Raw genomic sequence first — 18,546 nt, 5'->3', positions numbered from 1 at the left:
GCGCGTTCTGGAGAGTATCATGAATGTGCACGCCCCCGCTTTGGCCAAAGCGCATCGCTTTGACGAACAGACCTCGGCATTTGCCGATGACGTGATCGACGGTTTGGCGCAGCATCCGAAACGGCTATCGCCGAAATATTTCTATGATGCAACCGGCTCGGAACTGTTCGAACAGATCACGCTGTTGCCGGAATATTACCCGACGCGGACCGAGCTTTCGATCCTGCGCGACCGGGGCAGCGCGATCTCGGCGATCATTCCGAAAGGCGCCGCGCTGGTGGAGTTCGGCGCCGGCGCGACCACAAAAGTCCGGCTGCTGTTGCAGCAATGCGCGTTCGGCGCCTACGTGCCCGTGGATATTTCCGGCGACTTTCTCAAAGCCCAGGCTGACGCCTTGCGCAAGGATTTCCCCTCGCTCGACGTCTACCCGGTCGCCGCCGATTTTACCGCGCCGTTCGCGTTGCCCGAGCAAATCGCCGGCATGCCGAAGGTCGGCTTCTTTCCGGGATCGACGCTCGGCAATTTCGAACCGCACGAGGCCTGCGCCTTCCTGCGCAGCGCCCGCGACATTCTGGGCGAGCGCGCGCGAATGGTGATCGGCGTCGATCTCGAAAAGGACGAGCGCGCGCTCTATCACGCCTATAATGATTCAGCCGGGATCACCGCGCGCTTCAATCTCAACGTGCTCCATCGGATCAACCGTGAACTGGGCGGCAATTTCGATCTAAGCGCCTTCATCCATCGCGCGATCTACAACCGCGACCGGCACCGCATCGAGATGCACCTGATCAGCCGGAAGTCCCAGACCGTGCGCATGCTCGGGCGCAGTTTTTCGTTCCGCGCCGGCGAAAGCATCCATACCGAAAGCAGCTACAAATATAGCCTTGAGCGTTTCGCGGCGCTGGCACGCGGCTCGGGCTGGGTGCCGCGGGAATCCTGGATGGACCCAGCCGGCATGTTCTCGGTTCATGCGCTGGTGGCCTCGGACTGAGATTTTGCAGGTTCGGATTCGGCCGCGCCTGACTTCAGCGAAATCGATTCCCAGGCGGCGACGATGATCATGATCGCCGTGGTCAGGATCGAGAGCATCAGGGGCGACAGCGCGCTGGCAAACCAGGCAAGGATGCCGAGCGCAACGATGCCGGCGCCATGCGAGAGCTGAAGCCAGCCGCGAATGGTGTGCTTGAACAAGATCGTTCCGATCAGAAACAACAGCGGACCGCCGATCGCGCTCATGACCGTCTTCGGATCGGAATGGTCGGAGGGATGCGTCAGCACCAGATCATCGGCGACCGCCGAGAGAATGATGCCGGCCACGATCGGCATATGCAGATAGGTGTAGGCGAGCCTCGCCAGCCGACCCGGTTCGCTCGACTTTGAAATCAGTTCCGAGCCGGCTCCCGCGCCCTTGTGGAAATAGATCCACCACATCGCGAGCGCGCCGATGAAGGCGGAGACGAACGCGCTGACGGTCTGAAGCGTCCACGCCAGATCCGCAAACGTCGCGCCGGTCACGACGATGGATTCGCCGAGCGCGATGATGATGAATCCCGCGCAGCGCTCCGCGATATGGCCGCCTTCGACGGTCCAGTCGTCGATCGATGACGCGCCGTATGTCGGTATCCAGAAGCGAACCGCCGCCGAGATGTATTCGATTGCGAGCGCCACGGTCCAAAGGACGAGCCGCGAATGGTCTTGCGCAAGGCCGCCTGCGATCCAGAAGATGGCCGATGCGGAGAGCCAGACCAGAATGCGGACCGCGTTCATCCGCGTTCGACCAGGCGGCGTCGATGCCAGCAGAAAGACCGTCCGGCCGACCTGCATGCTGGCGTAGGCGATCGCGAACCACAATCCCCGGGATTCGAACGCCTTTGGGATCGAGGTCGAGAGCACGAGCCCGCCGAGCATCAGCAGGAACAACAGGACCCGGACCGGCGTCAATTCGGGATTGAGCCAATTGGTGATCCACGAGGTGTAGACCCACACCCACCATACCGCCAGAAACAGCAGGGTCGTCTGCAAGGCGCCGATTGGGGTGAAGCGGCCGAGCAGCGTGTGCGAGATCTGGGTGACCGCGAACACGAACACCAGGTCGAACAGCAGTTCGGCGTAGGTGACGCGGCTATGCTGGTTCGGCGCGATCGGGCGAAACAGCGCGCCGCGTTCATTGTCCGCCGCCATGACGTCCCCTGCTCGGCCGGGCCTCGGCTAACGCTCAGGTACCCCCGGGCACTCCGGTCTGCAGCGCCAACGCGTGCAGCACGCCGCCCATCTGGCCCTGCAGCGATTGATAGACGATCTGGTGCTGCTGGACACGGGATTTGCCGCGGAACGACTCCGAAATCACCGTCGCCGCATAGTGGTCGCCATCGCCGGCGAGATCCCGGATCGTCACCTTGGCGTCGGGTATTGCCGCCTTGATCATCGATTCGATATCACGGGCATCCATCGGCATTCCAATATTTCTCCATTTTGGCGGTTCGCGGCACGGCCGGCGACCCGCGCCCGTCCCAAGGGGACGGCAGAACTTAGCGTGGACGCCCTTCTACGTCACGCTCTGTCGCACTATATTCCCGATCCATTCCTTGCAAAGCCGCTGGATCGCGCCCGCGTGATCACAACAGGCTGACCGAAAAAGAGGCGCACGATCATGAAACTGCCCGGTCCCGACCACCCCATCACCATTACCGCGAACCCGAAGCGGGTGCGCGTCTCCGCCGACGGCGTGGTGATCGCCGAAACCACCCATGCCCTGACGCTGAAGGAAGCGAGCTATCCCGCCGTGCAATATGTGCCGCGCAGCGACGCCAATATGGCGTTGTTGGCGCGCACCGAGCGGGTGACGCACTGCCCCTATAAGGGGGATGCGAACTATTTCAGCATCAAGGCCAACGGCAAGACCCTCGACAACGCGATCTGGACCTATGAGACGCCGTTCCCGGCAATGGCGGAAATCTCCGGCCATCTAGCGTTCTATCCTGACAAGGTGAAGGTCGAGGAAGTGGCCTGAGATAACGACCGCTTGGGCGTGCGATTCTTCCATGCTTCGTCAAGGCCGGGCATAGCCGTCCGAAGGACGGCGTCGCTTGCGCTCGCCTATGTCCCGGCCATCCACGTCTTCCTTTGCTTGGAGCTAAGACGTGGATGCCCGGGACAAGCCCGGGCATGACGGAGCGGGGCCTCCTTACACCCGAAAGATCGTAAGCCCCAGGATCAAGAGCACCAGGAAGATCACGACAAAAACGTAGAATAGGAAGCGTGCGATATCTGCTGACGCCGCGGATATGCCGGTGAAGCCGAGAACGCCAGCGACGATCGAGATCAGAAAGAACAACAGCGCCCATCTCAGAAGTGTCATCGTCACTGCTCCGGCCTTCGGGCCGCCCGATGCGGCACGAGTTCGCCTGTCTAACTTCGTGGCGATCGGACTGGTTCCGCTAGTGACTGGAACCGGCGGGCGTTTTGATCGCGATTCCGTTGACCGAAATCAATTATCGCCCAACTTTTCCGGGAAAACCTGGATGCGCCGGGTCGTCGCCCGGCAGCCCGCTCGGTGCCGCGTTGGTGCCGAACCGGCCTGGCGTCGAGGTGTCTGGAACGCCGGGCACATTGTCCGTGGGGTTCACGTTAGGGCTAGAGCCGGTGCCAGTGCCGGTCGTGCCGGTTGCGGTGCTCGATGATCCACCGGGAGCGGGAGTAATACTTGGTGGCGGAGCCGCGGCGGAGGGGTCGATGCGGCCACCGGGCTTTTGCGCGAATGCTGACGTCGCGATGCCGATCAGGGAGATCGCGATAAGTGCTGACAGATGCAGTCTGTGTCCCATGATGGTCTCCAATTATCCTCATCACCTAATCAACGTTTCGCAAAATCCGCCGTTCCCGGAACGCCGCAGCTGCCTGAATCACAATTGCTGCGTCGCAGCTTGACGATTGGGCCTTGCTGAATCGGGTTCCCGGCGGCAACATCTGATGCGATCACGAATGCCGGGACGTGCATGACATCCATTTCTCATTCGGCGGCCGCGGAAGTTCGCACCGTGCCCAAGGCCAAGGCGCGCAACGCCGCGCTCGACCGCGCCCGCACCTTCATCACCATGCTGGTGCTGATCCATCATTCGGTGATTGCCTATACCTATTACGGCCACACTGACCGCCAGTCGTTCCTGGGCTTCGATGGCGTGGTGCTGTTCAACGACAGCTTCTTCATGTCGGCGATGTTTTTCCTGTCGGGGCTGTTCGTCTGGCCGAGCCTGCAGCGCAAGGGCACAGACTGGTTCCTGCGCGACCGCTGCTGGCGTCTCGGGCTACCCTTTGTCGTCTGCGCGCTGATCCTGATGCCGATTGCCTATTACGCGGTCGAGCTGCGGCTACATCCCGAGGTCAGCTTCCTGGCGTTCTGGTGGAAGATGGTCACCGTCGGTCCCTGGATGATCGGGCCCGCCTGGTTCGTCTGGGTGTTGCTGGCGCTCGATGTGATTGCCGCCCTCGTCTACCGCGCCGCGCCCGGCCTCGTCGAAGCCATCGGGCAGCTGTCGCTTAAAAGCTATCAGCGGCCCGGATTGTTTTTCTGGGCCCTATTGATTGCCTCTGTGATCGTCTATGTGCCCGCGGTGCTTTATTTCGGCGCGTCGCGCTGGTTCGCAGTGGGGCCTGTCGCTGTCCAGGCCAGCCGCGTTTTGCTTTACCTCGTGTATTTCTTCGCCGGCGTGGGCATCGGCGCGGTTCCGTTCGACAAAGGCCTGCTCGCCAGCGATGGCGGACTGGCGCGGCGCTGGCCGGTGTGGCTTGCGGCCACCGTCGTGACCTATAGCTGCATCATCGCTCTGATCTATATCAAGCACGGCGTCCTGCCCGACGTGAACCATCAGCCGCTGTGGTGGCAAGTCGCCTACGCGCTCGCCTTCGTGTCCTACAGCGCCGCGCAGACGTTCAATATCCTGGCGCTGTTCCTGCGCTTCGACAATGACGGCTCGAGCATCTTCGATCCCCTGCGCGACAGCGCCTATGGCATTTATTTGATCCACTACATCCCGGTGCTGTGGCTGCAATATTTCCTGTACGATTATTCGTTCAGCCCGGTGATGCAGCTCACCGCGATCATCAAGGCGATCATCGTGTTCGTGCTGACGCTGGCGATAAGCTGGGCCGCGACCGCGGCATTGCGGAAAATTCCGGGCGCAACGCACGTGCTGTAATCGCCGTCATTGCGAGGAGCCAACTGGTCGCGCGAACGCGCGCCCGATGACAGGCTCCGCGACGAAGCAATCCATTTTCCCGCGGTCGCCGCTAGATGGATTGCTTCGCGGAGCCTGTCATCGGGCGGCGCTTTGCGCCGATCCGTTGGCTCGCAATGACGGCCTAGGCAGCGCTGCCGCTCATATACGCCGGGAACCAGCCTTCAAAGCCGGCTTTCAACGACGCCACCGAAACCGGCGTCTCGCCGGCTATGGCGATCGCGTCGCCGCCGGTGGTGCCGATGCGGATACAGGGCACGTCGGCGCCCCTCATTTTCGCCAGCACCCGCCCGGCGTCCTCCGCGCGCACGGTGACGATGTAACGCGCCTGATCTTCGCCGAACCACCAGGCATGCGGCACGATCGATCCCGGCCCCGCCAATAGCTGCGCGCCGATCCCGCTCGCGATGGCCATTTCCGCCAACGCGACCAATAGCCCACCGTCAGACACATCATGCGCCGCGGTTGCCGTGCCGGCATGGATCATGCCGCGCACCACGCAGCCGTTGCGTTTTTCAGCCGCGAGATCGACTGGCGGCGGCGCGCCCTCTTCCCTTCCGCAGATGTCGCGCAAGTAAACCGACTGGCCGAGCCAGCCATGAGTTTCGCCGACAAGCAAGATCGCCTCGCCCTCGGCCTTGAACGCGAGCGTTGCGGATTTGGTGAAATCGTCGAGCAGGCCGACGCCGCCGATCGAGGGCGTCGGCAGGATGCCGCGGCCCAATTCTTCTCCAGGAAATCGGGTCTCGTTGTAGAGCGAGACGTTGCCGGACACGACCGGGAAGTCGAGCACGCGGCAGGCTTCCGCGATGCCTTGCAGGCAGCCGACGAACTGGCCCATGATCTCCGGCCGCTCGGGGTTGCCGAAATTGAGATTGTCGGTGATCGCGAGCGGCCGTCCGCCGACGGCAGTGATGTTGCGCCAGGCTTCCGCGACCGCCTGCTTGCCGCCCTGATAAGGATCCGCCTCGCAATAGCGCGGCGTGACATCGACGGTGAGCGCCAGCCCCTTCGGTCCATCCTGCACTCGCACCACCGCGGCGTCGCCGCCGGGGCGCTGCACGGTATTGCCCAAAATGACGTGGTCGTACTGCTCCCAGACCCAGCGTTTTGAGCAGAGCTCCGGCGTCGCGATCAGTTTTTCCAGCGCCGCCGGGATTCCGAGCGGAGCCGTCACGTCGCGCGCGTGCACCACCGGCAATGGCGGCGAGGCGACGTGCGGACGGTCGTAGAGCGGCGCCTCGTCGCCCAGTTCCTTGATCGGCAGATCCGCCATCACGTCGCCGCCGTGCTTGACGACAAAGCGCTTGCTCGGCGTGGTGTAGCCGACCACCGCAAAATCCAATCCCCATTTGCGGAAGATCGCTTCCGCCTCTTCCTCTTTTTCGGGCTTTAAAACCATGAGCATGCGCTCCTGGCTTTCCGAGAGCATCATCTCGTAGGCGCTCATGCCGGTCTCACGCGTCGGCACCGCGTCGAGATCAAGATCGACGCCGAGATCGCCCTTGGCACCCATCTCGACCGCCGAGCAGGTCAGGCCGGCCGCGCCCATGTCCTGGATCGCGATCACGCAATCGGCTTCCATGATCTCGAGGCAGGCTTCCAGCAGGAGTTTTTCCGCGAAGGGATCGCCGACCTGCACGGTCGGGCGTTTTTCGGCCGAGTCGTCGTCGAATTCGGCTGATGCCATCGAGGCGCCGTGAATTCCGTCGCGGCCGGTCTTGGAGCCGAGATAGACGATCGGCATGTTCACGCCGGACGCCGCGGCATAAAAAATCTTGTCGGTATCGGCGAGGCCGACCGCCATCGCGTTGACCAGGATGTTGCCGTCATAGCGGGTGTGGAAACGCACCTGCCCGCCGACCGTCGGCACGCCGAACGAATTGCCGTAGCCGCCGACACCGGCGACCACGCCCGACACCAGGTGCCGCGTCTTGGGGTGCTCCGGCGCGCCAAAACTCAGCGCATTGAGGCAGGCGATCGGCCGCGCCCCCATCGTGAACACATCGCGCAAAATGCCGCCGACGCCGGTGGTCGCGCCCTGATAGGGCTCGATATAGCTCGGATGGTTGTGGCTCTCCATCTTGAACACGACCGCCTGGCCGTCGCCGATATCGATGACGCCGGCATTCTCGCCCGGCCCCTGGATCACCCAGGGCGCTTTTGTAGGCAAACCCCGCAGATGCAGCCGCGAGGATTTGTACGAGCAGTGCTCGTTCCACATCGCCGAGAAAATCCCGAGTTCCGTAAAACTCGGCACCCGGCCGATCAGTTTCAAGATGCGCTCATACTCGTCCGGCTTCAGGCCGTGGCTGGCGACCAGTTCGGGAGTGATTTGCGGCTGGTTCATGTGGCCTTATTAGGGAGATCGCGGCGGGCAGAAAAGGCCTTTTATGGCGCAATTTCCAGCTGTCCAGAGCTTTGCGGGTGCAAACGCAAGATCGGGGTTTGCACATCGCCGATGGATCGGATTTAAGGGCACAATAGCTCAATTAAAGGCCAAATCGCGTGGACGACCTGACCAAAACTGCATTCCTCAACCGCCCCGATCTGCACGTCGAGACCGAGGGCGAATTCGCCGGTTGGCGAACCTGGAGCCGGGACAATTTTGAGACCCATACCGGCCCCTTCTACCACCGCATGGACGATGAGGGCCGCATCCAATGTGCCTTCCGGGTCAAGAACAAGCATCTCAACGGCTCGAAGAACGTCCATGGCGGCGTCTTCATGTCGTTTGCGGATTATTGCCTGTTCGCGATCGCCGGACCGGTGCTGCAGGGACCCGGGGTGACGGTGTCGTTTAACTGCGAATTTCTCGACGCGGCACACGAGGGCGAGATGGTCGAGGGCTCGGGTGAAATCACACGTGCCGGAAAATCGCTGCTTTTTCTGCGCGGCATGCTCACGAGCGCTGAGCGACCGCTATTGACGTTCTCCGGGACCATCAAGCGGGTGAAGCTGCGCTCGCTCCCTGCCGCCGGTTCAGCCTGACAATTGTTTTTCGGCGATCGCAAGCCACTCGGCCTGGGCCTCGCGCAAATATTTTGGCGCACGTTTCATCTGAATAAGCAGTTCGGTGAACACCACCTTGGCTTCGGGGGTGCGCCCCATCAGCTTGAGCAACAGTCCGTAACGCACGCGGGCTTCGGCACCCGGGAAGTAGGCCGAGACCGCATGGAATTCCTCCAGCGCCTCATCAGGGCGCCCCGCTTCGGCCAGTGCGCGGGCATAGAGCAAGTGGCCCTCCGCGGATTGAAAGTCGGGCCAGCGCTCTTGCAAATCTTCAAGCGTCGCGATCGCCAAGTCCGGACGGTTGAGACCGAATTCGGCATTGGCCTTGCCCAATGCGTAGACCGGTTCGCCGCCCAACGGCAGCTTCAGGATATGATCGTAGTGCTGTTCGGCCTCCTCGAATCGTCCGATTTTCAGGCACTCGGCGGCAAGCGCCGCGCGGTTGGCGATGGTGTCGGTGGCATTGAGCCGGTCGGATAATTCACGATAGAGTTTTTCCGGATCGAGCCGGTTGGCGACGCGGCGGCGCGCCTGCTGGGCGCCCGGCCCGCTGAGCATTTCCGGCACCAGCTCGACCAAGATGTAGGCGAGCGCGCCGATTCCGGGAATCATCAAAATGATAAAAGCCCAGGGCTGCAGGCGGCCCGTTCGGGAGGCGTGATAAACCAGCGTGATATCGAGCAGCAGTATGACTAGAGCGACGGGCACGGCGAATTCCAGCAATACGGTCAGGACCGTTGCCTTGATAGCTCGGCCGTCGCGGGCGCACAATCCCGGGTTGTCTAAACGACGGGAATATGACAGTCGAATACGCCTCGTTCTGATCTCTATAAAGTTAGCAAGATCACCTTCCCGATCGAGAGGGATTGCCATGCGCGTGCAGCAACCGGTCCGTGATCGCAATATGTCGTTGTGGCAGTCGGCAGTTCGCCAGACACTCGTCAACCGCGCCGATCTCTCCGATGGCGACAAGAAGCAGGCCGAATACGGCGTGTCCCTGCACGCACAATCCGTGCAGACCAACGAGCCGCTCGCGCTTCCCGACCCTCAGCCTCAGGCCGACGGCCAGTCGCCCGTGGGATCGCCGAGCAATATCGCGCAGGGCTCCAAGGCGGCTTTCGACGCCATCCAGGCCCATCAGAACAACGACAGCTTGGGCCACTTCGCGTTTTTCTCGATGTTGCGCGATTTCGTGATGAAATACAGCAGCTGGGATGTCGAGGGCTGGGCCCAGTGCGGCTGGTATTACATGAAGTACTACGTGCTTGCGCACCTGCCCCCAAGCTATAACGATTGGCAAGCCCACGCGCCGGCAGACATCAATTTCGGTGTCATCGACTATCTTCTGCCAAAGAACAGCCGCGTCCTGATGATTGGCGACTGGGGCACGCATATGCCCGATAATGCAGCGCTGCTCCGTCAGGCACTCGAGAAGTTCAATCCCGACATCATTATTCACCTCGGCGACGTCTACTATTCCGGCACGGTGGAGGAGTGCACCGCGAACGTCCTCGATGTGCTGGACCAGATCATTGCGGATGTGAATCCGCCAAAACGGCCGGCGTTCTTCACCATTCCAGGTAATCACGACTATTATTCGGGCGGTTCCGGTTTCTATCGCACGATCGGCAAGGTCAATTCAGGTGTTGCCGGTTGTACCCAGCAGGCCAGCTATTTCTGCCTACGCACTGAAGACAGCAAATGGCAATTTCTCGGCATGGACACCGGATATGGCGATCGCAATCCGGTCGACCAGCAGGCGCCAAGCCTTCAGGTCCATGAGGGCACTTGGCATCGCGACAAGCTGGAGACTTTTCCCGGAACAACAATTCTATTGTCGCACCACCAGTTGATCTCGGCGAAGGAAAAATTGAACGGCGGTCAGCGGCCCTATCTCAACGAGAACCTCTACGCAACTTTCAAACAATATTTCGACCGCATCGCCGCCTGGTATTGGGGGCATGAGCATAACTTCATCCTGTTTCAAAACGACTTGACGATTCAGAAGGGTGACAAGCCGTTAAAGAAGGGCCGGTTATTGGGCTGCAGCGCCTATGAGGAAACCGAGAGTGAAGATCCCTACGCGATCAACAATCCCCCTGCAAAATTCATGAAGAATATGCCTCGTCTGAAGCTGTCGGACTTCAGGACCGATCTGCAGAGCTTCTACAACCACGCGTTCGCAATTCTTGACGTCGCGCCGGACAAGATTACGGCGAGTTACTACGAATATCCGAGTTGGGGGGAGACAAAGGTGCCTCCGTCCGATCCACCGATCGATAAATATCTCTATCAAGAGCAGTTAAAGCCGATGCGCTGAACCTTCTCGTCTCGTCTTACTGCACGCTGACCAAAGTCAGATCGACGAACCACGACTGCGGCGAGACGAAGCCTTTGACCTTCGGGCTCATCGCACGCGGATTAAGATCGTGGACGATATAGAGCCAGGGCGGGTTGTCGACGAGACGCTCATGGGCCTTGCGGAAGGCGGCCGAGATAGCCTTGGGATCGGTCGCCTCTCCAATCGTCTTGAGCGCCGCGTCGAATTCGTCGTCCTTCCACTGCTCGAAATTAAAACCGTTCGGCGCAAAATTGGCAGAAGAAAAATAGCGCGCCATGACGCCGGCATCCGATGATGGCGAACTGACATTGAGCACCATGGCGCCTTGCAGGCTCGGTGAGTCGGGCGTGGCGCGGGCCGCGGTCAACAGCACCTGCCACTCAACGACGTCGAAGTCGACATTGACGCCGCAGGCCTCTTTCAGATTTTGCTGCAGGAATTCGTTCATCGGCAGCGGCAGCATCTGGCCTGAGCCGGAATTCGAGATCATCGCCTTGAACGACAGCGGCTTTGCCGGGGTATAGCCCGCTTCAGCCAGCAGCGCCTTGCCCTTGGCCGGGTCGAATTTGTAACGGTTCAAAGGGTTTCCGAAATCGGGATCGCTGGATTTGAGCCAGCCCACCGAGGGCTCCGCGGTGCCGTTGAGCAACGACACCAGCCCTTCGCGGTCGATGCAATAGTTCAGGGCCTGGCGAACTCGGACGTCCTTAAAGGGGCTGTTGGCCGCGCCGATGTTGTAGAACCACGGCCAGACATGGGGATATGAGCCGGTCACAATGGTGAAGCCGGCCGATTTCAGGGAGTCGATGCCGTCCGCTGGCGGCACCTCGATCCAGTCGACCTGACCGGAGCGCAACGCGGCCAGTCGCGAATTCGCCTCCGGGATCGGCATCAGCACGACATTGTCGACTTTGGCGGTCCGGCCGGCGTCCCAGTATTTGTCCCAGCGCGCGAGATCGGCCTCCTGCCGCGGCACGATTTTTGTGATCCGAAACGGCCCGGTGCCGGCGGCCGGCAACGTCGCGACCTTGGCCCAATCCTTACCCGCCTTTTCGAACGAGGCAGGCGAAGTGAACAGGAGATACACGACCATATAAGGGAAATAGGACGCCGGCTTGGTCGTAGTGATCGCGACGGTTGCGTCGTCGACCTTCTTATAGCTGCCCATCAGCGGCACGCGTGCCCGCGACATCGCCGAGCTCGGCGGCTCGTATTGCGGGCTAGTGCTGTTGAAATAGCGATCGAGGTTCCAGATCACAGCATCGGCGTTGAAATCCGTGCCGTCATGGAACTTCACGCCATGGCGCAGATGGAAAATCCAGGTCTTGTTGTCCTCCGGATCCTGCTCCCATTTTTCGGCAAGTCCGGGACGCAAAGCCGCCAATTGGTCGGTCCTGGTCAAGTCCCACAGCGTCAACCCCTCAAAGACGGGGAAGCCGAGGAAGCGCATTCCCTCAAAGCCGTTATTCGGCAATCCGGTGGCGGTGGGGATGTCCGACGCCGTCATGGCGATGCGCAGCGTCGTCTCGGCCAATGCCGGTTTGTACCCCAGCAAGAGGGCTGCGAGCGCGAGGGTGCAGGAAGCCTCTGTGCTCCAAACCTTGCGAATGAGCATATGATATCTCCTGTCCGACGATCTGCGTTCGGCGAAAAGGAGCAAATTTCAGGCCAGTCGGAGGCCCCGCGGCCCACGACATGTCGATCACACGCGATTGTTACGGCTGCAGCAGCTTGCGGTATTTCTCCACGTCGCGCGTCACCAGTTGCTGCAGCACTTCCGGCGCATGCTCGCCCGCATCGGGCGGCACCGTCGACAGATCGGCGAAACGTTTTTTGACCTGATCGCTTTCGACCGCGGTCCGCGCCGCGGCGTTCAATTTCGCAATGATTTCAGGCGGCGTTCCCTTGGGCGCGAACAGGCCGTTCCAGCCCTGCGCCTCGAATTCGGGCAGACCGGCTTCCGCTGAAGTCGGCAAATCCGGCAGCGTCGCGAGCCGCACCGTTGAGCCGACCACGAGCCCCTTCACCAGCTTGCCTTCGATCGATTGCGAGACCGAAGCCGCGGCATCGCAAACGCCGTCGATCTGCCCGCCGATCGCGTCCGTCAGCGCGGGAGCGGCGCCGCGATAGCCCACCAGCGTCACATCGATCCCGGCGGCCTGGACAAAACTCTTGCAGATCAGGAAATTCGAGGAGCCGATGCCGGCGTGGCCGAGATTGATCTTGCCCGGATTGGCTTTGGCATAGGCAATGAATTCCTTCACGGTATTGGCGGGAAAATCCTTGCGCAGCGCGATAATGCCGAAGGTCTTTGCCACCATCGCGATCGGTGTGAACGAATCCGGCGTGAACGGCAGTTTTGGATAGATCGTATAGGTCGCGGCGCTGGTGCCGGCATTGCCGATTGCGATGGTGTAGCCGTCAGGCTCGGCGCGCGCGGCCCGTGCCAGCGCGGTCGAGCCGCCGGCGCCCGCGACATTCTCGATGATGATCGATTGCCCCAGCGCGATCCCCATCTGGTCAGCGACGGCACGCGCGATCACATCGGAAGTGCCGCCGGCCGCGAACGGCACGATCATGGTGATCGGATGTTTTGGAAATTCCTGCGCGTGGGCGGCCGTGACGAACAACGCGGCGACAGCCGCGAGCAACCTCAACATGAGAAGATTCACGCCGCTTTTTCCAGATGCGCCACCAGGCCTGCGAACAGGCCGCGTCCGTCAGTGCAACCCATGATGTCTTCGACGTGGTTTTCCGGATGCGGCATCATGCCGAGCACGTTGCCGCGCTCATTGACAATGCCGGCGATCGAATGCGCCGCGCCGTTGATGTTGGAGGCTTCGCCGACCGCGCCGTCAGCCGAGCAGTAGCGGTAGAGCACCCGCCCCTCGCCTTCCAGCCGCTTCAAGGTCTCTTCATCGGCCTCGTAATTGCCCTCGCCATGCGCGATCGGCACCCGAATGATCTGCCCGGCATTGTAGCCGCGGGTAAAAGGCGTATCCGAGCGTTCGACCCGCAGATGCACGTCGTGGCAGATGAATTTTAGTCGCGCGTTGCGCATGAGCACGCCGGGCAGTAGCCCTGCCTCGCAGAGGATCTGAAAGCCGTTGCAGACGCCGAGCACGAGGCCACCCCCCGCCGCAAACGCCCGCACTGCATCCATCACCGGCGCCCGCGCGGCGATCGCGCCGCAGCGCAGATAATCGCCGTATGAAAAGCCGCCGGGTACCACCACGAGATCGGTGTCTTTGGGCAGAGATGTCTCGGCGTGCCAGACCATCGCGGGCTCATGGCCCGACGCAAGCTTCAGCGCGCGCGCCATGTCGCGCTCGCGATTGATTCCTGGAAAGACGAGAACGGCGGATTTCATTCGCAGGATTGCCTAGCCCAGAACCTCAACCCGGTAATTCTCGATCACGGTGTTCGCCAATAGCTTATCGGCGGCGTCCTTCAACGCCGCTTCAGCCTTCGCCTTGTCGGAGCCGGCAAGCTCAATATCGAACACCTTGCCCTGCCGCACGCTGGCAACGCCGTCGACGCCGAGCGATTTCAGCGCGCCTTCGATGGCCTTGCCCTGCGGATCGAGAATGCCGGATTTCAACGTAACGGTGACTCGCGCTTTCACGGGTTCACCTCAGCTCTTCACCAGCACCGGACCGGAGCCGGCGGGCCGCTCGTTCTCCATCAGGATGCCGAGCCGCTTTGCCACTTCGGTATAGGCTTCCAGGAGGCCGCCGAGATCCCGGCGAAAACGGTCCTTGTCGAGCTTTTCGTTCGACTTGATGTCCCACAGCCGGCACGAATCGGGCGAGATCTCGTCGGCGACGATGATTCGCATCATTTCGTTCTCGAACAGGCGCCCGCATTCCATCTTGAAGTCGACCAGACGGATGCCGATGCCCAGAAACAGCCCGGTCAGGAAGTCGTTGACGCGAATCGCCAGCGCCATGATGTCGTCGATCTCCTGGGGCGTCGCCCAGCCGAACGCGGTGATGTGCTCTTCGGAGACCATGGGGTCGTTGAGCTGGTCGTTCTTGTAGTAAAATTCGATAATCGAGCGGGGCAGCTGGGTGCCTTCCTCGATTCCCAACCGTTGCGACAGCGATCCCGCCGCCACATTCCGCACCACCACCTCCAGCGGCACGATCTCGACCTCGCGAATCAGCTGCTCGCGCATGTTGAGGCGGCGGATGAAGTGAGTCGGCACCCCGATATCGTTGAGGTGCTGGAACAGGTACTCCGAAATCCGGTTATTGAGGACGCCCTTGCCCTCGATCACCTGGTGTTTCTTAGCATTGAACGCGGTCGCATCGTCCTTGAAGTGCTGGATCAGGGTTCCCGGCTCGGGCCCTTCGTAAAGGACCTTGGCCTTGCCTTCGTAAATGCGGCGCCGACGGCTCATTGGGATGTACCGTGTGTTGTTGAAATCCATGAATTTGGTGTGCTCCGGATGACCTAGGGATTGCGACCCACGACGGAGCTGCCGTGAAGGCCAGGAAAGGGAAACGGAACGAGAACCAAGCCTGGAGTCGAACCTATCCGATTGGGCTACCCAGCACAATCGATCCGGGTCTCCTGACCCTGAGTTTTACCGTCCTGCCTGCGGCTTCAAGGCCGTTGTTTTAACCATTTCGCCTAGTTATCTAGGCATGGAGGCGCGTTGGCGCAACGACGCCGTGTCACCCGTTTGGCATGAATCGGGGGTGAGATCATGACCACATTCGACAAGCGCGAGGAAGCCTTCGAGGCGAAGTTCATGCTCGACGAGGAGCAGAGGTTCAAGGCCGAAGCGCGCCGTAACAAGCTGCTCGGATTGTGGGCGGCCGAACAGCTGGGATTGTCGGGCGAGGCCGCCAGGGACTATGCCAAGACAGTCGTCGCCGCCGAGTTCAGCGAGGGCCGCGATGCCGCCGTGCTCCAAAAGGTGTTCACCGATCTTTCCCTTAAAGGTATTGCGATCACGGAAGCGCAGATTCGTGCCAAGATGGACGGGCTGATGGCGGAGGCCATCGCGCAGGTGAAGGCGGGGCTATAAGGGCGAGTGGCGAATTGCGAATAGAGAAAAATCCATTCGCTACTCGCCATTTGCCACCTGCCTCTTCACCCCTCCTTGAACCCATATTCCGGCACATTGCCGCTGGCGCCGTAATATTTATACGGCAGGAATTTTCCCGACATCGTGATCTTGACGCGGTCGCCCTTGGGGTTGGGCAGGCGCTCCATCACCATGTCGAAATCGATCGCCGACATGATGCCGTCGCCATATTCCTCCTCGATCAGCGCCTTCCAGGCCGGGCCGTTGACCATCACCAATTCGTAGAAACGGTAGATCAGGGGATCGGTCGGCGGCATCGGGATGCCCTCCCCGCGCATCGGCGTCTCGTTCAGCATCGCGGTCTCGGATTTGCTCAAGCCGAACAACTCGCCGGCATTGGCGGCTTGCGGTTTTGTCAGTTTCATCTGGCCGAGGATGGCGCCGACGATCAGCACTTCAGAATAGCCGCCGATCTTTTCGCAGATGTGCTTCCAGCTCCAGCCCTTCTCGCGCTTGATGTCGAGCAGCTTTTCGGTGAGGTCGGATCGTTTCATGTGTCGTCTCCCTTGCTTCAATCTCGTCATGCCCGGGCTTGTCCCGGGCATCCACGTCTTTATTGGTCCAGCCTAAGAAGACGTGGATGGCCGGGACAAGCCCACCACTGTCCGGTTCGATTTTTGTAGACAGGGTGCATGACGAGGATTCTTCTGTGTTTTGAGCGCTTCGCACACGTTCGAGACACCGAAGGAGGTCCACGCCATGCGGCATCAGAATAGCGTATTTCACAGTCTAACAAAGCACGTTCCTTGGTCTAAGTTCGAACAGATCGTGGAGAAGTACGGGGCCGACCGGCTGGTGCGGAAATTGACGACGAAGCGTCAGTTCATCGCATTGCTGTACGGGCAATTGAGCGGCTCGACGAGCCTGCGGGAGGTCGTGACCGGGATGGCGAGCCACGAGACGCGGCTTTATCACGTGGGGGCGGCGCCGGTGAAGCGTTCGACGATGTCGGACGCCAATTCGACGCGGCCTTGGCAAGTGTTCAGCGAGCTGTTCGCGCAGATGCTGCCGCAAGCGCATCGTGGGCTGCGGCGCGCGACGGCAGACGCGGTCCGGCTCATTGATTCCACCAGTGTTCGGCTCTCCAGCCTGAGCGAAGGCTGGGCGACATTTTCGGCCGATGTGTTCGGCGCCAAGGCGCATATCGTCTACGATCCGAATGCCGATCGGCCGGTTTACTTTGCGGTGACGCCCGCTAACGTCAACGACATCACAGCCGCCAAGGCGATGCCGATCGAGCCGGGCGCAACCTACGTCTACGACCTCGGTTATTACGATTATGGCTGGTGGGCGCGGCTCGATGACGCCGGCTGCCGCTTCGTGACGCGACTGAAGAAGAATACCCCGTTCAGCGTGGTAAAGGAGAACCGCGTCCCCAAAAACAGCAATATTCTGCGCGACCGCATCGGTCATTTGCCGGCCCGGCTCGCCAACAGCCGCAAAAATCCGCTGCAAGTTCCGGTCCGAGAGATCACCGTGATCATCGACACCGGTAAGCTGTTGCGCATCGTGACCAATGATCTCGACGCGCCGGCAGAAGAGATCGCAGAGCTTTACAAACAGCGCTGGCAGATCGAATTGTTCTTTCGCTGGGTCAAGCAGACGCTTCGAATCAGGCACTTCATCGGTGTCTCCGAGAATGCCGTCCGCATTCAGATCGCCATCGCCCTGATCGCCTTTCTCATCTTGCGCATGGCCCAGCTGGCTCAAAAAGCGGTGCACAGCCCTCTCGAATTTGCCCGCCTCGTCCGCACCAACCTCATGCACAGACGCCCGATCAACCATTTGCTCGAACCCCTACAGCCGATCCCGATAAACCCCGATCAGTTGAAACTTGGACTATACTTCCAATGAACCGGACAGTGGTGGGACAAGCCCGGCCATGACGCCTGGGTTGACTCCTCGCGGGGTACATCCGACACCGATGCAATCACCAGTTCCGGTTTACCGATCTTCACCATCGGCACGTTGCGCGGATCGTGATGGGGCACTTCGGTCGCAAACGACTTGCTGCGGCTGACCAGGAAATCGACGATGTGGTTGCGCACCGCGTAATAATAGGGATGGCGGTGCAGATCGATGCGGCCGCGCTCCTTGGGCAGCGGATTTTCCACGATCTCGGCCAGCACCGCGCCGGGGCCGTTGGTCATCAGAAAAATCTTGTCGGCAAGATAGATCGCCTCATCGACGTCGTGGGTGATCATGAACGCGGTCTGTCCGGTCTCCAGGCAAATCCGGCGCACCTCGTCCTGCAGCGTGCCGCGGGTGAGCGCATCCAGCGCCGAGAACGGCTCATCCATCAGCATGATCTTTGGCGTGATCGAGAGCGCGCGCGCAATGCCGACGCGCTGCTTCATGCCGCCGGAAAGTTCCGACGGGCGCTTGTGCTCGGCGCCCGTTAGGCCCACCAAATCGATAAAAGTCTGCGCGTGCGCCTTGACCTTGGCGCGGTCCCAGTTGCGCCATTTCGAGGTCACCGCATAGGCGACGTTACCGAGCACGGTGCGCCACGGCAGAAGCGCATGGCTCTGGAAGATCACGGCACGGTCGAGGCTGGTGCCCTCGATCGCCTGGCCGTCGACGATCACCGTGCCATCGCTCGGCTCATCCAGGCCGGCCAGAATGTTCAGCACCGTGGTCTTGCCGCAGCCGGAGTGCCCGATCACGCAGCCGAATTCGCCGCGTCCCATCGACAGCCAGAGATTTTCGAACACCGCAATCTCGCCGCCATCCGCGCCCGGATAGCGTTTTGCGATGCCCTCGATCGAGATGAACTTTTCCAAGCTCATGCGCATCGTCTCCAAGCGAGAGTTGCGCTCCCTCGCCCCGCTCTTCGCGGGGAGAGGGTTGGGGTGAGGGGCTCT

The 18,546-nt window shown here is 61.0% G+C and carries 20 protein-coding genes; 7 read left to right on the top strand and 13 right to left on the bottom strand.

Annotated elements, in window-relative coordinates; translation table 11 throughout:
- Positions 1 to 19 precede the first annotated feature (19 nt).
- Positions 20 to 991 (top strand): L-histidine N(alpha)-methyltransferase, encoded by a 972-nt coding sequence (egtD, locus tag B5526_RS31170; protein ID WP_079543585.1) that lies wholly within the window; start codon positions 20 to 22, stop codon positions 989 to 991.
- Here egtD and B5526_RS31165 read toward each other — a convergent pair.
- Both B5526_RS31165 and B5526_RS31160 read right to left on the bottom strand, forming a co-directional pair.
- The gene (locus B5526_RS31165) at positions 967 to 2,181 is read right to left on the bottom strand and encodes a low temperature requirement protein A (protein ID WP_079543584.1); all 1,215 of its coding nucleotides are present in this window, start codon (positions 2,179 to 2,181) and stop codon (positions 967 to 969) included. The genes egtD and B5526_RS31165 overlap by 25 nt on opposite strands.
- A 34-nt stretch (positions 2,182 to 2,215) precedes the next feature.
- On the bottom strand, positions 2,216 to 2,455 hold the full coding sequence (locus tag B5526_RS31160; protein WP_079543583.1) for a BolA/IbaG family iron-sulfur metabolism protein: 240 nt from the start codon (positions 2,453 to 2,455) through the stop codon (positions 2,216 to 2,218).
- Positions 2,456 to 2,650: 195 nt separating this feature from the next.
- On the opposite strand from B5526_RS31160, the gene B5526_RS31155 reads away from it, so the two are divergent.
- On the top strand, positions 2,651 to 3,010 hold the full coding sequence (locus B5526_RS31155; protein ID WP_079543582.1) for a DUF427 domain-containing protein: 360 nt from the start codon (positions 2,651 to 2,653) through the stop codon (positions 3,008 to 3,010).
- A gap of 174 nt (positions 3,011 to 3,184) precedes the next feature.
- Here B5526_RS31155 and B5526_RS31150 read toward each other — a convergent pair whose 3' ends face one another.
- Positions 3,185 to 3,358, bottom strand: coding sequence for a DUF1328 domain-containing protein (locus B5526_RS31150; protein ID WP_079545628.1), 174 nt, complete (start codon positions 3,356 to 3,358; stop codon positions 3,185 to 3,187).
- Positions 3,359 to 3,491: 133 nt separating this feature from the next.
- The gene (locus B5526_RS31145; protein WP_079545626.1) at positions 3,492 to 3,824 is read right to left on the bottom strand and encodes a hypothetical protein; all 333 of its coding nucleotides are present in this window, start codon (positions 3,822 to 3,824) and stop codon (positions 3,492 to 3,494) included.
- Positions 3,825 to 3,995: 171 nt separating this feature from the next.
- On the opposite strand from B5526_RS31145, the gene B5526_RS31140 reads away from it, so the two are divergent.
- On the top strand, positions 3,996 to 5,195 hold the full coding sequence (locus B5526_RS31140) for an acyltransferase family protein (protein ID WP_079543581.1): 1,200 nt from the start codon (positions 3,996 to 3,998) through the stop codon (positions 5,193 to 5,195).
- A 163-nt stretch (positions 5,196 to 5,358) separates the two neighbouring features.
- On the opposite strand, the gene purL is transcribed toward B5526_RS31140, so the two are convergent.
- Positions 5,359 to 7,584 (bottom strand): phosphoribosylformylglycinamidine synthase subunit PurL, encoded by a 2,226-nt coding sequence (gene purL / locus B5526_RS31135; protein ID WP_079543580.1) that lies wholly within the window; start codon positions 7,582 to 7,584, stop codon positions 5,359 to 5,361.
- Positions 7,585 to 7,742: 158 nt separating this feature from the next.
- Here purL and B5526_RS31130 point away from each other — a divergent pair, with 158 nt between their 5' ends.
- Positions 7,743 to 8,225: a PaaI family thioesterase gene (locus B5526_RS31130; protein ID WP_079543579.1), complete on the top strand. Its 483-nt coding sequence runs from the start codon at positions 7,743 to 7,745 to the stop codon at positions 8,223 to 8,225.
- Here the strand turns inward: B5526_RS31130 and B5526_RS31125 are convergent.
- Complete coding sequence (locus B5526_RS31125) at positions 8,217 to 8,954, bottom strand: tetratricopeptide repeat protein (protein ID WP_079545624.1); 738 nt, start codon at positions 8,952 to 8,954, stop codon at positions 8,217 to 8,219. The two genes, B5526_RS31130 and B5526_RS31125, sit on opposite strands and share 9 nt — an antisense overlap.
- 163 nt (positions 8,955 to 9,117) lie before the next feature.
- On the opposite strand from B5526_RS31125, the gene B5526_RS31120 reads away from it, so the two are divergent.
- Positions 9,118 to 10,566 carry a metallophosphoesterase family protein gene (locus B5526_RS31120; protein WP_172842154.1) on the top strand — a complete coding sequence of 483 codons (1,449 nt, stop codon included), beginning with the start codon at positions 9,118 to 9,120 and terminating at the stop codon, positions 10,564 to 10,566.
- A gap of 16 nt (positions 10,567 to 10,582) precedes the next feature.
- On the opposite strand, the gene B5526_RS31115 is transcribed toward B5526_RS31120, so the two are convergent.
- The 5 genes from B5526_RS31115 to purC form a co-directional block, all read right to left on the bottom strand.
- Positions 10,583 to 12,202 carry an ABC transporter substrate-binding protein gene (locus B5526_RS31115; RefSeq protein ID WP_079543577.1) on the bottom strand — a complete coding sequence of 540 codons (1,620 nt, stop codon included), beginning with the start codon at positions 12,200 to 12,202 and terminating at the stop codon, positions 10,583 to 10,585.
- A 100-nt stretch (positions 12,203 to 12,302) separates the two neighbouring features.
- Positions 12,303 to 13,247 (bottom strand): tripartite tricarboxylate transporter substrate binding protein BugD, encoded by a 945-nt coding sequence (locus B5526_RS31110; RefSeq protein ID WP_079543576.1) that lies wholly within the window; start codon positions 13,245 to 13,247, stop codon positions 12,303 to 12,305.
- Between the two features lie 8 nt (positions 13,248 to 13,255).
- Complete coding sequence (gene purQ, locus B5526_RS31105) at positions 13,256 to 13,957, bottom strand: phosphoribosylformylglycinamidine synthase subunit PurQ (protein WP_079543575.1); 702 nt, start codon at positions 13,955 to 13,957, stop codon at positions 13,256 to 13,258.
- Positions 13,958 to 13,969: 12 nt separating this feature from the next.
- A complete protein-coding gene (gene purS / locus B5526_RS31100; RefSeq protein ID WP_079543574.1) occupies positions 13,970 to 14,212 on the bottom strand; it encodes a phosphoribosylformylglycinamidine synthase subunit PurS in 243 nt (80 codons plus the stop codon).
- Between the two features lie 9 nt (positions 14,213 to 14,221).
- Positions 14,222 to 14,989: a phosphoribosylaminoimidazolesuccinocarboxamide synthase gene (gene purC, locus B5526_RS31095; protein WP_008974302.1), complete on the bottom strand. Its 768-nt coding sequence runs from the start codon at positions 14,987 to 14,989 to the stop codon at positions 14,222 to 14,224.
- Between the two features lie 309 nt (positions 14,990 to 15,298).
- On the opposite strand from purC, the gene B5526_RS31090 reads away from it, so the two are divergent.
- Positions 15,299 to 15,622, top strand: coding sequence for a DUF1476 domain-containing protein (locus tag B5526_RS31090; protein WP_079543573.1), 324 nt, complete (start codon positions 15,299 to 15,301; stop codon positions 15,620 to 15,622).
- Between the two features lie 65 nt (positions 15,623 to 15,687).
- Here the strand turns inward: B5526_RS31090 and cynS are convergent, their stop codons facing one another.
- On the bottom strand, positions 15,688 to 16,176 hold the full coding sequence (gene cynS, locus B5526_RS31085) for a cyanase (protein WP_079543572.1): 489 nt from the start codon (positions 16,174 to 16,176) through the stop codon (positions 15,688 to 15,690).
- 205 nt (positions 16,177 to 16,381) lie between these two features.
- Between cynS and B5526_RS31080 the strand changes: the two genes are divergently transcribed.
- The gene (locus B5526_RS31080; protein WP_079544939.1) at positions 16,382 to 17,536 is read left to right on the top strand and encodes an IS4 family transposase; all 1,155 of its coding nucleotides are present in this window, start codon (positions 16,382 to 16,384) and stop codon (positions 17,534 to 17,536) included.
- On the opposite strand, the gene B5526_RS31075 is transcribed toward B5526_RS31080, so the two are convergent.
- Complete coding sequence (locus tag B5526_RS31075; protein ID WP_079545621.1) at positions 17,506 to 18,471, bottom strand: ABC transporter ATP-binding protein; 966 nt, start codon at positions 18,469 to 18,471, stop codon at positions 17,506 to 17,508. The two genes, B5526_RS31080 and B5526_RS31075, sit on opposite strands and share 31 nt — an antisense overlap.
- Between the last annotated feature and the right edge of the window lie 75 nt (positions 18,472 to 18,546).

This window comes from Bradyrhizobium lablabi (genome assembly GCF_900141755.1).
GTDB lineage: Bacteria > Pseudomonadota > Alphaproteobacteria > Rhizobiales > Xanthobacteraceae > Bradyrhizobium > Bradyrhizobium lablabi_A.
The sequence above is the reverse complement of the archived record's forward strand: the minus strand, read 5'-3'. Positions and strand labels throughout refer to the sequence as shown.